We start from the raw sequence: 15,561 nt of genomic DNA on the forward strand, positions 1-15,561 counted from the left end.
GAAGGAGAAAATGACATATCCATTTGATTGCATTACCGACTTTATTTTCGTGGAGACTGAAATCACTGCAGCGGATGTCATTTTAGTGCCTGGTGCTAATCATCCTCAACTAATGGAGAAAGCTTCCTCTTTATATAAGCAGGGATTTGCACCATACATACTACCGTCTGGTGGCTATAAACCACATGTAGGGACTACAGAGTGGAATTACTTACGGAATATAGGTATTGACAGCGGGGTGCCAGAAGAAGCCATTTTAAAAGAAGATAAAGCACAGCATACGTTGGAAAATGCTCGTTTTTCGTTGGAGGTTCTAAAAAAAGCAGGCATCCATCCGAAAAAAGTAATAATTGTTTGTAAAGCAGGTCATTCTCGCAGAGCATTATTATGTTATCAATCTGAATTTCCAAAAGAAACCGAGTTTCTAGTTTCGCCTGTTATAGATAGGTATGGAATAACCAAGGAAAATTGGTTTTTATCCGAAGTAGGGATCAGTCGTATTATGACCGAAGTTGAGAAAATCGGTAAATACTTTGGTGACTATATCCCGAATTGGGTTAAGTAATACATAGAATTTGGTCATGATATTTTACTAACAGGGCAAGTTAGTTTTACATGAGAGATTTTTGTAGCAAAAGCTGATTCTTATTGTCATAAACAATTATTTATAGGAGTGTTTACATTGATAAAGTTTTTTGAATATAACTGGCAAGTAAGAGACGAATGGTTTGAATGGTGTAATCAACTATCAAAAGAGGAGTTGATAAAAGAGCGAACTGGAGGAGTACGAAGTATTTTATATACTCTTTTTCACATTATTGATGTTGAATACAGTTGGCTTCGCGGTATTCAAGGTAAAGAAGATGTAGTAGTTCAGTTTGCTGATTATAATACACTTGAGAAGGTTAAATCACTTTCAGATACATTTCGGAAAGAAATAGATGAATTTTTGAAATTAAATTTAGATGAATTAAAAAAACTTGTGAGTGTTCCATGGGATGAAGATAAATATTCTGTTGATGAAATATTACACCATATAATTACTCACGAAATTCACCACATTGGTCAACTTTCTGTTTGGGCAAGGGAATTAGAACTTAACCCCGTATCTGCTAACTTTATTGGAAGAAAGTTCAAACCCATTCATACTTATTAAACGAAAGGGCACATTTTTATTAACCGGGCAGTTTAGTGGAAGCCTATTTATAATTCGGGAGGGTATTCATATGTCTTTAGGTGCGTGTGATTTATCAATTTAATCTCAGGTCCAACAGAAATTTCATAGGTCATTCGGTCTTTCCCAACTGGAATCCAGTGTCCGCCATCGGTAGGTTCAATTTCAAATGTAATTATTCGTTATGCTTATCGCACTAGTCCTTACACCAGTAGTAGCGATTTAAGCGAATAAATATATCCATAAAAACAGGGTGTCTACTTACTTAATTGAAGAAAAAGGCTTTGTAAAAGAGGATATTGAATCGATTGAGGGGAAGTGGGGGAAGCTGCCAGCGTTCTATGCAATTGTCACCTTTAAAAATGAACCCGATGTCGAGTATACCTATTTCGCACATGATAATGATATATTTCAATTCAGCTATAAAATCACTGACAAGGGAGGAGATGAAGGTATTGTAGAAGGAAATTTGAAGAATTATTATCCACATTTTTAACATCGTTTATGAATGCTTATCTGGAGGTTTCTTGAAATTCAATGGTAATCACTTTTTCAGTATGGGTGGTATACTCAATTCTGACAAAAACGCCAAATTCGCGGTTACCATCTTTGCCATTTATCAAGATGCACCTTATATTATACAATACAGCGAAGCGAACAAAGTCATTGCAGCTGATTTTGATTCTAGGCAAGATATTTATATTTTTGACAAAAATTTTACATAGACTTATGTACATACGCATGAATCCATGTGTGGGCCATATTTTTATAGAATGAAGTGATCCTAAAATACATTTTTGTGAGGTAAAAGACATGGCTTTAGCAATTATTATTACAATATCGTTATTACTTGGAGCAGCGGTGCTATTGATTTGTGGGAAAGAGAATTTCAAGGGGATAATTACGCCGTTACTTATTTTATGGGCAGGCGATTTCTTACTTCTGTATGCAAAATTTGTAGTGGGTGACTCAACCTCAACGTTTTTTCTTTATTTTCCCGCGATGATTCTGCTTGGAATTCCAGTAATTTGGTTGATCACTATTGTGGTGAAAAGTAATGGAGGAAAAGATAGTGAAAAAATAGTTCGTGCGATTGTATTTTCCCTAACGATGACAATTATCATTGTTTTTGCACCATCATTAAAGTCAGAGGGGAAATTCAAACTATATCAAAACGATTTTTATGCTGTTTCGGATGCGATTTTTCAGGCGTACGATGATGGTAAAGTGTCAGTTGGAGAGCATTATTCTTCATGGTCATCTAACACAAATGATTTAGAAACTCCGAATTCTGTTTTTTCTAGCAATGAAATTGTGAAGAAAATGGAGAAATTAGAACAGTCTGCTGGCGTATATGGCTATAATTTGGTAGATAAAGATGTCATCTATTTCAGTTTCGGTGCTGTTTTCCAATCAATTAGCGGAATTGCGATATGTAGGAACGGTAAAGATCTTTTCACAGATGAAACACTGGAATCGCAACCCTATGATGGTGTTCCTACGTATAAGTATATAGCGGATGGTATCTATCATTTTAGCGATGGATTATAAGCAATTATATTTTACGAGGGAGGAAATGAAATGAAAAAACTTTTTTCAATAGTTGCCCTATCGGTATGTATGTTAAGTGCTTGTGTGACTAACGATTCGCAATCAAATACGATTTCAACTGTTGAATTATCAGAAAGAGAAAATGCCTTCCTTACAATTACCTCGGATAAGTCATTTGTTTTTGATTTCGATATTGATGACGAATACAAAGTGCTATCTGTGTGGGTCGAAAAATACGAATTTGGGAAATTAGTTGATGATAAAATAAGCTCTATCATAACACCAGTAGAGAAAAGTGGCTCTATTATTTTTGCCACTGCAAAAGCAGATCACAGTCGAAATCAACAAACATTCAATATTGGAATAAGCAGTAATGATAGCACGCGTTCAATTAGTAGTTTTGATGACAATGCGGCTGGTGTAGATAAAATGTCAAGTGTATGGAGTGACTTTCAAGAAAAGAATATGCCAATTGAAGGGGAAGTAGTATTAGCGAGTATCTGTTATTCAAGTAATGAGAGTGGCATGAGTAGTCTGCGCAATGATTTTTATAAGGATGTTGATGGTCATATGAGTGAGTTGGAAGAGTATGACGTTGTTTATCTTTTGAAAGCAGAGTTTATTGGTGAAAATGGAGGGGATAGTTGATGGATAATGTAACAAGTCATGAGAATCTTGGTCATTCGGAAAAAAGTATAAAGGCAAACATCTCACTGATTCTCGGTATTCTTTCTTTAGTATTTCCGATTATATCAATAATTGGAATTGTTCTTGGTGTTATCGGTCTTATTTATGGTGCATTAGGTTTTAGTGAAATAAAATGAACGAAGCAACAGGGACGACGTATTGTTATAGCAGGTGTGACTTGTAGTCTTATTGGGATAGCCCTTCCGATTATTTCAATCATTCTATATTTCAGCATAACTTTGACGTTGAATTAAGTGGCTTCTCTTTAAATCCGGCTGATTTAGAGAAAATGTCAAGTATGTGGAGCAGCTTTCAGGAAGAGAGCAAGTAGAGAGGAGTGAAACCAATGTTTTATTATAACGTTGATGAGGATCTTACACTAAAATTATTGACACAGCATAATGCTACTGAAATGTTTACTATTGTAGACAAAAATCGTGATTTTTTGAGAGAATGGCTTCCATGGATTGATAGTAAAAAGACTGTTGAAGACTGTCAAAATTCAATTGATAGATGGGGAAATAAATACATAGCCAATACGGCAATAAATGCCGGAATCTTCTATAAAGGACAACTTGTAGGAATGGTAGCTTTTCCCGACATAGATTGGCAAGGAAAGAAGACAAGCTTTGGCTATTGGCTTTCGCCTTTCGCCTGAGTTCGAAGGAAAAGGTATTGTTATAAGATGTGCAAATGAACTTATAAAGTATGCCTTTGATAGATTAGATCTAAATCGCATTGAAATTAGTTGTGCAGAAGATAATTTTAGAAGTAGAGCCTTACCTGAAAAGCGGGGATTTATTAAGGAAGGCATTTTGCGTGATCATTACTATTTAAATGGGGATGTACATAATTTAGTTGTCTATAGCTTGTTAAAAAGTGACAGAGAAAAAGACAAGAGAATTAATCAGCGGTGCGATCTATAACGAGGGGGGATTATGAATGAGTATGGTTAGTAGTTGGAAAACATGTTCTATAGAAATAAAGGATTTTGTTATTCATCTGTTGCAGAAAACGAAAGAAATACTAAAAGATGATTTTATTGGTTTTTATTTACACGGTTCTTTGGCAATGGGCGGATTTAATTCTAAAAGTAGTGATATTGATGTTTTGATTATAACGAATAAAACAATGACTGTTGAAACCAAAAGAAAATTAGCAGAGTTATTTTTAAACTTCTCCAATGAGCCATTTCCCGTGGAAATAAGTTTCGTGAATAAGGAACAATTAAAGAAGTGGGCGCATCCGTGCCCATTCGATTTTCATTATAGTGAATTTTGGCGAGGGCGGTATCAAGATGATTTGTCAAAAGGGACATATCAATACTTAAACGGAAAGCTAAGCTATGATGCTGATCTAGCTGCACATATCACTATAGTCAATCATCGGGGAATTTGTTTAGAAGGACCTCCGATTGTTGAAGTGTTTCCTGCGGTTCCACGTTCGCATTACATATCATCTATAATGGGCGATTTCCAAGAGTGTTTAGAGAATATTGAACAAGATCCTATTTATTGTACATTAAACTTAATAAGAGTGTATTGGTACCTTAAAGAAGGTATTATTTCATCGAAGCAAGAAGCGGGTAACTGGGGGCTATCATCTTTACCAAAAGAGTTTAACTTTACTATTCAAAAAGTGGTTAATAGTTACACAGGCGAGAAAGAAATCTATGATTTGGAGAAAAGTGATCTTTTAGCACTAAGAAATTATATAAACAAAAATGTTCAAGAGCTCTTTAACTTATTGAACTGACTAAGGTAGGGGAAATTATGAGTATTGATAAAGATAGATTTTTTTTAGAAATGGCATTGGAAGAGGCAGAGCGAGCATTAAAGGAAGATACATACCCAGTAGGGGCAGTAATTGTTGATGAAAACTTTAACTTAATTTCAAAAGGACGAAATAGGGTCCATCCAGCAAAAGATGCAACCGCACACGCGGAGATTGATGCTATAAGAAATGCGGGTCAAGCAATATTTAATGCGAAAATTAAACGAGAAAAGTTCACAATATACAGTTCATTAGAGCCATGTCCAATGTGAACAGGTGGAATTTTATTTGCAAATATCAAAAGAGTTGTTTGGCTTCTAAATGACGACTTAGGATTTGGAGGTTACAAAAAAATAAAAGATTCCAAGGTCTTCGATGCAAGATTTAATGTAATAGAAATGATTGAACAACCATATGAAGATTTAAAGAATAGACAACAAGAACTTATGAGCAAATGGGCCATTAATCCGAATAACGTAATAAATTTACGTAATGCTGTTAAATAGAAATTTTTTCTTCAACTCCCATGAGTACTACTCTTAAGGAAGCGATGCTGATTTTGCTAGGAGCTTTTTAAATGTCATGAACCATATGACGGTATCGGGAATTCAGGTCATATAATTTCAAGATGAGTAATGCCATTTTATCCTGTGAGTATTTTGGAATTGAGAGGAGTAAAAAGTATGAGAAATCAAGCTGAACGGCTATGGCAACGTATTATTGAAAGAGGTTCAAATATAGAAGAAAACTTTAAAGAATCATTAAATCTTCAGCCGGGTGCAAGTGATGAAGAATTTCAACTTATTGAAAATACATTGGGCGTTTCACTTCCAGAAGAAATGAAGAGCCTCTATAGGGCGCATAACGGACAAGATTGGCAATATGGGGGGAATCCATTTGTCAGGAACTTGACTCTATCTCCTACTTTTGAAATTATAGAAAACTGGAAATTTATACAGGAGGAATTTGATCCAGAGGATTTAGAGTTTGATATCGGAGAAGAGATTAAACCGGTACTCTGGCATTCCAAGTGGATTCCAATTGTAGAAAATGGCGGAGGAGATTACCTTTGCATTGATACAGAACCATCTGAATCAGGCGTGGTAGGACAAGTTATATATTTTTGGCATGATTGGGGAAAACGTTCTGTTGAGGCGAAAAGCCTTTTTGAATTCATAGAGTTTGTATGAACGAGGAACTAGAGAGTTAATCGTTGGGATTAGGGATCGAAATATTCCATATATGATTTAAGGCTATTACCCGTATTGTTTGCATTGCAACCTGGTTATCGGAGTCAGGTTGACGGGCAGAACAATTAAGTAACATTCAAAGTAAAGGGGAGATACTGCATATGAATGAACAAAGTATCACTAATAAGAATGCTTGGGAATATCGTGCGTTCGAATTTTGGAACAAAAGAGACGGATCTCCAATGGAAAAGGCAAAGAAGATACTGGAAAATCCTCAAGCAAGTTTAAAAAAACACCAACAATATTTTACCGAAATTAAAGGAATGAAGATTGCTAATCTTTGCGGTTCAAATGGGAGAAAAGCTGTTCCACTCTCATTATTAGGTGCGGATGTAACAATATTTGATATATCAGAAGAAAATAAAAGATATGCCTTAGAATTAGCTGATTGTGCAAATACATCTATTGAATATATTGTCGGAGATATTTATGATATTAATTTAACGAAATATACGGGGTACTTTGACATCCTTTATCTCGAAGGTGGAATATTACACTATTTTAATGACATTGATAAATTGATGGCTATTCTTTTTTTAATTCTAAAAAGTGATGGAAGAATGGTTTTAAGTGATTTTCATCCTTTAAGACGATGTATAGGTTCAAATTGTGAATTCATTCCTAAATACTTTGATAAAGAATTACATCGTGGAGATTTAGCTTATAAAAATTATTTTGAAGAGCAAGAACAAATAGACTTTCCAGATGTATCGATTAGGTTTTATACACTGAGTGAAATAATAAATTCAGTGATAACATCTGGTTTTACATTATCCGAATTTGTCGAACATCGTGGGTGGAATAATGAAAATATCCCTTGGGAATTTACGATTTTAGCTTTAAAATGAAATACCAAACTTCGCAAAAATGGCAATACTAAAAAGGGTCCAGTGTCAAGTTATGCGTTCATATTATATGTTGGATATGGGGAGATTTAAATGAGTAAAGTAGGAGTTTACAAGGTCGATATTACGCCACCATTGGGTATTGATTTTATTGGATACCATAGACCAACTGGGATTAGTAATATTGATGAACGTATTTATGCAACAGCATTTGTTTTTGAAAGCAAAGAAACAAAGCCCGTGATTATTAGTATTGATAATATTGGTATGTTAATAAAAGATACTATCATTATTCGTGAACAAATAGGTAAGGAATTGAAAATTCCATTAGAAAATATAATGGTTGTTTATACGCATACACATTCTGGTCCTGCAACGGCAAGTAATAAGCAAGTGGTTCAATCTTATAAAACGATTCTAATTACAAATGCCGTAAAAGCAGCTGTTCGTGCAAATGAGAACATGCAACCATCTGAGGTTGGATGGAATGTAACAATGGGTGAAATAGGTGTAAACCGAAGAGAAATCCTATCAGGCGGAAAAGTTGGAGTGGGGATAAATATAAATGGGGTTGTTGATAACAGAATAGGACTATTAGCAATAAAACACCCAGCAACAGGAAGATTTCAAGGTCTACTTGTATTTTGTACCGCTCATCCAAATGTATTAAAGGGGGATAGTGATATTTTATCGGCAGACTATCCAGGGCGAACAAGGGATATTCTCCAAGATACTCTTTACTGTCCTGTAATAATTATTCAAGGTGCGGCTGGAAACGTTAATGCTAATTATCGTGGTTCAAAGGAAGCTCTAGAAAAAATGGCTTACACTTTAAGTGGTAGTGTTCTTACGATGATTCCAAGTATTAATTATAAGTCTATTTCTAAGCTTAGAACTGTTTCAACTAAATTGTCAATGAAACTCAAAGATATTCCTGAACCCGATGTTTTAAAAAGGATGGCTTCCTCAGTTGCAGAACAATGGGGTGTAAATACTGATAAATGGCTAACTGTTCTTTTGGATTTGCATAGACAAAATATTAGGCAACTTTCTATTGATTTAGAAATTCAATTACTTCAAATTAATGAGGGCTCATTTTCAGGAATACCTATGGAGCCCTTTTCCGAAACAGCTCTTGAAATTAAAAACAAACTAAAGAATGAACTTGCCTTTTTTGGAGGTTATACCAATGGTTATCTTGGCTATTTACCTACAAAAGAAGCATACCGATATGGTGGTTATGAGGTGGAATTGAATCCAATGGTTTATGGACCAACTACAGACTTGTGGATGCCACCAGTTGAAACAAGCGAAATGATTGCTGTGCATAATGCAGGATATCAAATCGGCAATAGGTCTGTTAATGGTGGTCCTAAAATAAGAAAACACTTTACAAATCTTTTTAACCAAATGAATAATTAATGTTTTTGTCATTAGGTCTTTAGGTATTTTGTTCTGAGGAGGTTTTAATTTGGTTAAGAATCTACAATATAAAAGAATACTGTTAGCTTGTTCACTGGTTTTAGTATCATTTATAGTCCTAAACGGAATTGCCCCTCAAGAAAGTATATCTTTTGATTTAGCAGAACTTCCTGATAACTATATGGTTATAGAAGGTTATGTAGTTTCTAAACGAATTAATTCTATTTGGCTGGCAGAAGAGTCAATTAGTTTTATAGGAATAGTTTCTAATTCTGTGAAAGGCTATAGTGCTAATGACATTAATATCTCTAAAAATAAGGATTTCGAGAAAATAATTAATTTTAGACAACTTAAGTTAAACCAAAAGGTACGTGTTTATTGTGATTATGTTAGAGAATCAAATCCACCTAAAACCGAAGCTTTCTATATAGAGATAATCGAGAATAACGATTAACTTTAGTATCTTGATGCACTAGCTGAAAAGCGTATATGAGAACTATAAAAACTCTCATATACGCTTTAGTTATGGATTAATGCCCATCCTGTTTAATGCCTTTTTAATTGGTGTTGTGTTAAGCGTTTATCGGCGTAAAGATCTGACACACAGTCGTAGAACTCACCTTTCTGGCTAATAGGTGGGTGTCTACAATTTATATAAAACCCCGAATCAGGTATCCATGATTCGGGGTTTTGGTTTTCCTTTACTACAAGTCAACCAAGCTCAAGACAGAGCGCCCAACTCACGTGAACGAGCTTCCGCTTTTCCGATGCATTCCGCAATCGCTTCCTTGAATAGTCCGGTTTCCAATGCTTTCAATCCCGCTTCAGTCGTGCCACCAGGACTTGTCACGTTTTTACGGAGTTCTGCAGGTTCTATTTTTGTATGTTTCAACATCGCCGCCGCTCCTTCAAGTGTCTGGATAATCAACTCACGTGCAACGTCCTTTGTAAGTCCTTTGTCTATCGCTGCTTCTTCTAGTGCCTCCACCATATAATAAACGTACGCAGGACCGCTACCGGATAGGGCAGTTACCGCATGCAAATCATCTTCTTCGACCTCTTTAACGATACCGATTGATTCTAAAAGGCCAAGGATAAACTTCTTCATAGTTGTATCGACCGATTGATTCCAAGCGACACCACTTGCCGATTTTCCAATCGTAGCGGACGTGTTCGGCATCGAGCGGGCAATCGGTCTTGTCCCAAGCCCATTTTCGAATGTCTGAATCGAAACACCCGCAATAACCGACAAGACAGCTGCCTTTTCATTTATATAAGGCATAATATCCGTCATCGCGTGATGGACATCCTTTGGTTTTGTCGCAAAAATGACGAGATTTGCATTCTTTAATGCTTCTTTTTGTGCGCATACAATTGACACACCGTATTTAGTTTGTAATGATGTCAATCGTTCATCGTCTGATTTATTCATCACGAAGACATTTTGAGGCTCTAGTGCACCCCGTTCTACAATTCCAGCAATAATTGCTTCTGCCATCGATCCTGCCCCAACAAATACAACTTTTTTCATTTGAATCCATCCTTTCATTCCAAATAAAAACATGCGCTTCCGTCCCAAATAATCAGGACGAAAACGCATGTTTTCGCGGTACCACCTAAATTTGTCGATACTAAAACCGACACATCTCAATTACTCTCTTAACGCGAAAGGATACGGTTGTGTTTCCACAACAGCTCGGAAGGAGGTTCAAAGCGGGAGAGGGGATGTGGTTTTCAGCCGGTGACCACATTTTCTGTTCTCCATTTCCGCAACTACTTATCTTCGTCAACGCTTATATGTACTTGAATTAGCATGATTATTACATGTTATCTGAAGAAAGTCAACTTTCACTGTCGAATAAATGGAAAGATGGCGTTTTTCAAGGAAACAGGTAAGATAAGGTGAGATGCTTTTATTTTAGGGGGAGTTTTATCATTACTACAAGCATAGAAGAATTAAAGAGAAGAGCATTATCTTTGAAAGGGTGAAAAAAGCTAGTTGCAAACATAATTCACAACCTACGAATTATGTCTGTACCTAGCCTCTTCCCTAACTAAAATCAACGAAAAATGCGATTACGCCGATAATCGCAATGACAAGTAATACAACAAACGATACCTTGACAGCACTTACAGGGGATTTCCCGCTTACTTTCCCGGTTTGCCCATTCACTAAGAATCGGTAGACCTTCGTTTTAAAATGAAACGAGGAAATCCATATCGGCAATAGAATATGTTTATAAGTGATTTTGTCGTAGTCAGTAGAGACACTTACAATGTTTACGACATCCCCATGGACCTGTCCCCGAATCCCATTCTCAATCCGATAATCAATGACGCCTTTTGCATCGCCCCATCCTTCTTTCAATGGAATCGAATACCTTTCCGCCAAAAAACCTGATAAATACGCCATTTTATAATCGACAAGCCCATTCAAATGGAAAGGCTCAATCTTATCAATAAGTCCACTGGCAACATTGCGTGAGGCCTTTACTAATACATCATCAAAAAACTCGCTATAGCGTCCTTGATCTGTATGCCATCTAATTTTTCTTACTTGCTCAGTTACTTGTTTAGGCTTACCATCTTCATAGACGGTGCGCGTTTCCGTTACATAGTAATAAGTTCCAATTTGTACGACGTATGAGGAATCCGTTTTAGAATCAAATGTCCAGTAGGGAATATAAGCACCGGATAATTTATTTAGTTTATACGATTGGACAAGTTTGGAAGGTGCAAAGTATCTTTTTTTCATCCACAACTTGAATTTTTCCATCGCTTCATCTTTTGTTAGTTGAAAAGGCAACACTAATGCCGGTTTAATGCCCGCGTGATGTTCACTTGTCGCAATGTGGGAGGATCCACAAAATGAGCAGAAATCAGCTGCTTTATCTTTATCTAACAGTGTTTCAGCCCCACAGCTCTCACATTTAAAAACGCGCTTTTCGTCGTCCCAACTGTGATCCTCTTGTTCTAAGGCTTGTAAAAAGTCGTTTTCAATCGTATTCTCTCGGGTTACTTCGATGTCCCTTTCACTTCCGCAAAAAGGACATGCGAGCTTACCACTTGTTGGATTGAACACTGTGTTCCCACCGCAGGAAGAACATTTATTGACTTCTGTCTGTTCAATTTTTATCGTTTCTGTGTGCTCGCCATTTCCTAAATTAGTCACAGGTTCACCTCATTTACATCTATCCTACAAGTTTTCGCCGCAATCTCCACAGAACTTCGCATTCGGAGCATTTTTCTTCTCGCATTTCGCACACGTTTTTTCGGCATCTTGTTTCGTCCCACACTCACCACAAAATTTTGCGTCTTCATTTAATTCTGCTTGACAACCAATGCATGGAACCTTTTTCATTTGAATCGATTTCCCGCAATCTCCGCAAAACTTTGTTCCGAGCGTATTAGGTGCCTGACAATGCGGACAACTTATTTTTTCGGTTTGACTAATTGAAGGAGGGGGGGTATTCGCTTGTTGTTGTTGATTGCCCGAAAAAGCATTTGCCATAACGCCGCCAAGTGCAGCACCTGCGCCAAGTCCGGCCCCAGCGCCTGCCAATCCACCTGATTCATTTCTCGCCGCATCTCGTAATGCTTCTGCTGCCTGATACTGCTGATACTGGCCAAGATCCCCGATAACGCCCATTGACGTTCGCTTATCCATCGCTTCCTCTACTTCTTTAGGGAGAGATAAGTTTTCAATATAAAGGGAAGTCATTTCAAATCCAAACGCACTAAATCGTTGTTGCATTTTCTCTTTCCCTTTTTCACTTAACTCGTCATAGTGCATAGCCAAGTCTAAAGCGGCAATTTTCGATTCGGCAAAAAGATCTGTAAGACCTGACACAATCATCTTTTTCAACTGTTCTTCAATATTGCTTGTATCATAGGAAGCATTCGTGCCAAATAATTCTTTTAAGAAAACAGTCGGTTCGGACACCCGGTACGAGTAAATTCCGTAACCACGTAATCGGATGATACCAAACTCAGGATCTCTCATCATAATCGGATTCGATGTACCCCATTTTTGATTAATAAACTGCTTCGTATTCACAAAATAGACTTCTGCTTTAAATGGGGAGTTGAATCCATGCTTCCACGACTTCAATTTCGTCAAGATAGGCATATTTTGCGTGTATAATTGATGACGTCCCGGTCCGAATACGTCTGCAATCTCCCCTTCATTAACGAAAATTGCCATTTGCGACTCCCTAACAGTTAACTCCGCGCCCATTTTTATTTCATTGTTCTGGACAGGAAAACGGTAAACCATTGTGTTCATATCGCTATCTGTCCATTCGATAACCTCGATAAATTGACTCTTTAAAAAACCGAATAATCCCATATGGATTCCCCCTTTAATGTGTAGATGATTATGCTTAAAAAGATATGTTCAGTATACCATAATGCAACAGAAGATTTTCCCGATTAATGAAATCAAAAGATGACGCATCCCCACAAAAAAGGTACAATGGACTGAATACTCATTCAGTTAAAAAGGAGATTTTCTATATGATACATAAAATTGTAATACCAACACCATTTGCGGTGGGCGATGTCAATGCATTTCTTATCAAAGGAGATACGCTATCACTCGTCGATGCGGGGCCGAAAACACCTGAAGCCTATGAAGCACTCAAATTTGGCATCAATGAAGCCGGTTATTCATTCAACGATATTGAGCAAGTCATTTTGACACACCATCACCCAGATCATTCGGGTTGGTTCGATGCGTTCGATCAGGCGAAAATTTTAGGCCACGCATATAATAATCTCTGGCTGACGCGTGATGAGGCATTTTTTCAATTTCATGATGCATTTTATCTTAAACGCCTAATCGAAGAGGGCGTACCCGATGAATATCTTGGTTGGGTAAAGAAAATGAAACGTTCAGCTGACCTCATGGGCGAGGGGCTACTCGATGTGATACTTACAGAAGGAGATGCCCTACCAGGACACCCTGGTTGGTCTGTACTTGAAACACTTGGCCATGCACAAAGTCATATCGTATTATGGAACGAAAAGACCCGGACAATGATTGGCGGGGATCTCGTGCTCGAAAAAGTAGCCTCGAATCCGCTTATCGAACCACCGCTCAACCCAGAGCACGGACGCCCACGCTCTTTATTGCAATATAACGAATCATTGAAACGGCTTCTCACTCTACCAATCGATGTCATTTATACGGGCCATGGCAACGAAGTGTATAATGCACACGAACTCATCGGAAAACGGCTTGCAAAACAACATGATCGTGCGATGAAGGTGCTCGCAATGCTAAACAATGGACCGCGGACGATTTTCGAATTAACGCGTGAATTGTTTCCAGCTGTATATGAAAAAGAATTGGGTCTTACCTTATCCATGACAATCGGACAGACGGATTATCTTGTCGAAGAAGGACTAGCAATTGAAACACGCGATGAAGGCGGTATTCTCCATTATGAACAAGCGTAAATCAGTTCTTATTACAGGTGCAACAAGCGGGGTAGGGCATGCGCTGGCGAAACGGTTGTTGGCGGAAGGGCATAACGTGTGGGTGACGGGCAGAACAGCGGAAGTTTTACGCGAATTAGAGAATGAAGGAGCGCATGCAATACCAGCGGATTTATCGAAAGCAGAAGATGTTGATAAGTTAGTTGCACAAATCAGTTCCCCTGATATCGTTATCTTTTCGGCAGGTGTCGGAACGTTTGGTCTTGCGCATGCTACTTCTGACGAATCCATTGACAATATGATGACTGTCAATGTGATTGCGCCGATGCAACTGACGAGGCGTCTAGTACCCGATATGATGGAACGAAAAAGCGGCCATCTTATTTATATCGGTTCGCAAGCGGGGAAAGTAGCAACACCAAAAGCATCGGTCTATGCGGCGACGAAACACGCCATCATCGGCTATACAGATGCACTCCGTATGGAAACCGCTCCGTTCGGCATCCATGTCACAACCATTAACCCAGGCCCAATCGATACACCATTCCTTGATCTAGCAGATGATACAGGTAATTACCGTAAGTCGCTTGGTAAATACTTATTATCTGTGGAAACAGTTGTGGAGGCAGTCCTAAAAACCTTGGACAAACCTGTTAGGGAAGTGAATTTGCCAGGGTATATGGCAATCACGAGCAAATTACACGCAGTTGCACCTGCACTCGTCGAACGATTGGGACGTAGATTTTTTATGAAAAAGTAAATAAACAATAGTAAGACATTGTCATGCCGTCTATTTACAGGGGGACTTAAGGTATGGGTAGGTTTAAAGATGTTTAAAATCGTATTTCTAGTTGTGCTTATTATCGTAGCTTTTGTATATGTACAAACACGTCTGTTGATTAACCAACTACAGGTAAATCTCTTTCGCTGTATTCCCTCAAATGACATAGAAAATCGACAACCGCACTTAGCCATTCCACGGCTACTGTCTGCGCTAAAAAACTGCGGGTGAAGCTACGGAAAGAGATTGATTTTCTAACTGCTTTTTTCACTTGATCAAAAAACCATTTTAGTAACACAAATATGCTCAATGCGATAAAAAGTTGCGTAAATACTGCTTTTTTGGAGTTGCCAAATAAAATGGGGTGATTCAAGTAGCATTTAATCCAATGGAAAAAATTCGATGGTCCACCTAGATTTATACATTTTAAAAACTTTGAAATCGTGCTAAACTGTTTCATAAAGGAAGGATGCAGTTCAATCCTTCCCTGAGGACGCCTTTCCTGTATATAGATGTTTGTTTTGTCGCATTACATCATATCAGAAGGGGTGTCTTTTTTCTGTGATTTTATTGGAAATAACTAGCTAATCAACAGACGTGTAATTATACTTAAGAAGAATAGTTATTTAGAAGGAGTGA

General features: G+C 37.6%; 19 protein-coding genes and 2 pseudogenes. 16 read left to right on the forward strand and 5 right to left on the reverse strand.

Features of this window, described 5'->3' with window-relative positions; genetic code table 11:
* Positions 1 to 10: 10 nt before the first annotated feature.
* Together H4683_RS04520 and H4683_RS04525 are read left to right on the forward strand one after the other, a co-directional pair.
* On the forward strand, positions 11 to 565 hold the full coding sequence (locus H4683_RS04520) for a YdcF family protein (protein ID WP_192597641.1): 555 nt from the start codon (positions 11 to 13) through the stop codon (positions 563 to 565).
* Between the two features lie 117 nt (positions 566 to 682).
* The gene (locus H4683_RS04525; protein ID WP_192597642.1) at positions 683 to 1,156 is read left to right on the forward strand and encodes a DinB family protein; all 474 of its coding nucleotides are present in this window, start codon (positions 683 to 685) and stop codon (positions 1,154 to 1,156) included.
* Between the two features lie 47 nt (positions 1,157 to 1,203).
* Here the strand turns inward: H4683_RS04525 and H4683_RS21710 are convergent.
* Positions 1,204 to 1,350 (reverse strand): annotated as a pseudogene (locus H4683_RS21710) (DUF3888 domain-containing protein); the annotation flags it as partial.
* A 62-nt stretch (positions 1,351 to 1,412) separates the two neighbouring features.
* Between H4683_RS21710 and H4683_RS04535 the strand changes: the two are divergent.
* From H4683_RS04535 to H4683_RS04595, 12 genes and pseudogenes are all read left to right on the forward strand, one after another.
* Positions 1,413 to 1,670 (forward strand): DUF3139 domain-containing protein, encoded by a 258-nt coding sequence (locus tag H4683_RS04535; protein ID WP_338062392.1) that lies wholly within the window; start codon positions 1,413 to 1,415, stop codon positions 1,668 to 1,670.
* Between the two features lie 317 nt (positions 1,671 to 1,987).
* Positions 1,988 to 2,725 carry a hypothetical protein gene (locus H4683_RS04545; protein ID WP_192597645.1) on the forward strand — a complete coding sequence of 246 codons (738 nt, stop codon included), beginning with the start codon at positions 1,988 to 1,990 and terminating at the stop codon, positions 2,723 to 2,725.
* Between the two features lie 30 nt (positions 2,726 to 2,755).
* Positions 2,756 to 3,373, forward strand: coding sequence for a hypothetical protein (locus H4683_RS04550; protein WP_192597646.1), 618 nt, complete (start codon positions 2,756 to 2,758; stop codon positions 3,371 to 3,373).
* On the forward strand, positions 3,373 to 3,549 hold the full coding sequence (locus H4683_RS04555; RefSeq protein WP_192597647.1) for a hypothetical protein: 177 nt from the start codon (positions 3,373 to 3,375) through the stop codon (positions 3,547 to 3,549). Before H4683_RS04550 ends, H4683_RS04555 begins: the two co-directional genes overlap by 1 nt.
* Positions 3,550 to 3,758: 209 nt before the next feature.
* The gene (locus H4683_RS04560) at positions 3,759 to 4,070 is read left to right on the forward strand and encodes a GNAT family N-acetyltransferase (RefSeq protein ID WP_192597648.1); all 312 of its coding nucleotides are present in this window, start codon (positions 3,759 to 3,761) and stop codon (positions 4,068 to 4,070) included.
* On the forward strand, positions 4,042 to 4,338 hold the full coding sequence (locus tag H4683_RS04565; protein ID WP_192597649.1) for a GNAT family N-acetyltransferase: 297 nt from the start codon (positions 4,042 to 4,044) through the stop codon (positions 4,336 to 4,338). Before H4683_RS04560 ends, H4683_RS04565 begins: the two co-directional genes overlap by 29 nt.
* Before the next feature lie 16 nt (positions 4,339 to 4,354).
* A complete protein-coding gene (locus tag H4683_RS04570; RefSeq protein WP_225941873.1) occupies positions 4,355 to 5,167 on the forward strand; it encodes an aminoglycoside adenylyltransferase domain-containing protein in 813 nt (270 codons plus the stop codon).
* 17 nt (positions 5,168 to 5,184) lie between these two features.
* Positions 5,185 to 5,691 (forward strand): annotated as a pseudogene (locus tag H4683_RS04575) (nucleoside deaminase).
* Positions 5,692 to 5,868: 177 nt separating this feature from the next.
* Positions 5,869 to 6,375: an SMI1/KNR4 family protein gene (locus H4683_RS04580; RefSeq protein WP_192597650.1), complete on the forward strand. Its 507-nt coding sequence runs from the start codon at positions 5,869 to 5,871 to the stop codon at positions 6,373 to 6,375.
* 161 nt (positions 6,376 to 6,536) lie between these two features.
* Positions 6,537 to 7,283, forward strand: coding sequence for a class I SAM-dependent methyltransferase (locus H4683_RS04585; RefSeq protein WP_192597651.1), 747 nt, complete (start codon positions 6,537 to 6,539; stop codon positions 7,281 to 7,283).
* A gap of 90 nt (positions 7,284 to 7,373) precedes the next feature.
* Positions 7,374 to 8,702, forward strand: coding sequence for a neutral/alkaline non-lysosomal ceramidase N-terminal domain-containing protein (locus H4683_RS04590; protein WP_192597652.1), 1,329 nt, complete (start codon positions 7,374 to 7,376; stop codon positions 8,700 to 8,702).
* A 49-nt stretch (positions 8,703 to 8,751) separates the two neighbouring features.
* The gene (locus tag H4683_RS04595; protein ID WP_192597653.1) at positions 8,752 to 9,156 is read left to right on the forward strand and encodes a DUF3221 domain-containing protein; all 405 of its coding nucleotides are present in this window, start codon (positions 8,752 to 8,754) and stop codon (positions 9,154 to 9,156) included.
* A gap of 267 nt (positions 9,157 to 9,423) precedes the next feature.
* On the opposite strand, the gene proC is transcribed toward H4683_RS04595, so the two are convergent.
* The 3 genes from proC to H4683_RS04610 all read right to left on the reverse strand — a co-directional run bounded on the left by proC (position 9,424) and on the right by H4683_RS04610 (position 13,050).
* Positions 9,424 to 10,233, reverse strand: coding sequence for a pyrroline-5-carboxylate reductase (gene proC, locus H4683_RS04600; RefSeq protein ID WP_192597654.1), 810 nt, complete (start codon positions 10,231 to 10,233; stop codon positions 9,424 to 9,426).
* 519 nt (positions 10,234 to 10,752) lie between these two features.
* Entirely contained in the window at positions 10,753 to 11,874 is a 1,122-nt protein-coding gene (locus H4683_RS04605; RefSeq protein WP_192597655.1) for a hypothetical protein, read from the reverse strand.
* A 24-nt stretch (positions 11,875 to 11,898) separates the two neighbouring features.
* A complete protein-coding gene (locus H4683_RS04610; protein ID WP_192597656.1) occupies positions 11,899 to 13,050 on the reverse strand; it encodes an SPFH domain-containing protein in 1,152 nt (383 codons plus the stop codon).
* Between the two features lie 167 nt (positions 13,051 to 13,217).
* Here H4683_RS04610 and H4683_RS04615 point away from each other — a divergent pair, with 167 nt between their 5' ends.
* A complete protein-coding gene (locus tag H4683_RS04615; RefSeq protein ID WP_192597657.1) occupies positions 13,218 to 14,162 on the forward strand; it encodes an MBL fold metallo-hydrolase in 945 nt (314 codons plus the stop codon).
* Complete coding sequence (locus H4683_RS04620) at positions 14,149 to 14,901, forward strand: SDR family NAD(P)-dependent oxidoreductase (RefSeq protein WP_192597658.1); 753 nt, start codon at positions 14,149 to 14,151, stop codon at positions 14,899 to 14,901. The genes H4683_RS04615 and H4683_RS04620 overlap by 14 nt, the downstream gene beginning before the upstream one ends.
* Before the next feature lie 139 nt (positions 14,902 to 15,040).
* On the opposite strand, the gene H4683_RS04625 is transcribed toward H4683_RS04620, so the two are convergent.
* A complete protein-coding gene (locus H4683_RS04625) occupies positions 15,041 to 15,295 on the reverse strand; it encodes a hypothetical protein (protein ID WP_192597659.1) in 255 nt (84 codons plus the stop codon).
* Positions 15,296 to 15,561: the final 266 nt, after the last annotated feature.

The organism is Sporosarcina limicola, from assembly GCF_014873855.1.
GTDB classification, from domain to species: domain Bacteria; phylum Bacillota; class Bacilli; order Bacillales_A; family Planococcaceae; genus Sporosarcina; species Sporosarcina limicola.

Coding starts and splice junctions, on each gene's coding strand:
- H4683_RS04520 (WP_192597641.1), top strand. CDS start 11: ATGACATATCCATTTGATTGCATTACCGACTTTATTTTCGTGGAGACT.
- H4683_RS04545 (WP_192597645.1), top strand. CDS start 1,988: ATGGCTTTAGCAATTATTATTACAATATCGTTATTACTTGGAGCAGCG.
- H4683_RS04550 (WP_192597646.1), top strand. CDS start 2,756: ATGAAAAAACTTTTTTCAATAGTTGCCCTATCGGTATGTATGTTAAGT.
- H4683_RS04555 (WP_192597647.1), top strand. CDS start 3,373: ATGGATAATGTAACAAGTCATGAGAATCTTGGTCATTCGGAAAAAAGT.
- H4683_RS04560 (WP_192597648.1), top strand. CDS start 3,759: ATGTTTTATTATAACGTTGATGAGGATCTTACACTAAAATTATTGACA.
- H4683_RS04570 (WP_225941873.1), top strand. CDS start 4,355: ATGAGTATGGTTAGTAGTTGGAAAACATGTTCTATAGAAATAAAGGAT.
- H4683_RS04580 (WP_192597650.1), top strand. CDS start 5,869: ATGAGAAATCAAGCTGAACGGCTATGGCAACGTATTATTGAAAGAGGT.
- H4683_RS04585 (WP_192597651.1), top strand. CDS start 6,537: ATGAATGAACAAAGTATCACTAATAAGAATGCTTGGGAATATCGTGCG.
- H4683_RS04590 (WP_192597652.1), top strand. CDS start 7,374: ATGAGTAAAGTAGGAGTTTACAAGGTCGATATTACGCCACCATTGGGT.
- proC (WP_192597654.1), bottom strand. CDS start 10,233: ATGAAAAAAGTTGTATTTGTTGGGGCAGGATCGATGGCAGAAGCAATT.
- H4683_RS04610 (WP_192597656.1), bottom strand. CDS start 13,050: ATGGGATTATTCGGTTTTTTAAAGAGTCAATTTATCGAGGTTATCGAA.
- H4683_RS04615 (WP_192597657.1), top strand. CDS start 13,218: ATGATACATAAAATTGTAATACCAACACCATTTGCGGTGGGCGATGTC.
- H4683_RS04620 (WP_192597658.1), top strand. CDS start 14,149: ATGAACAAGCGTAAATCAGTTCTTATTACAGGTGCAACAAGCGGGGTA.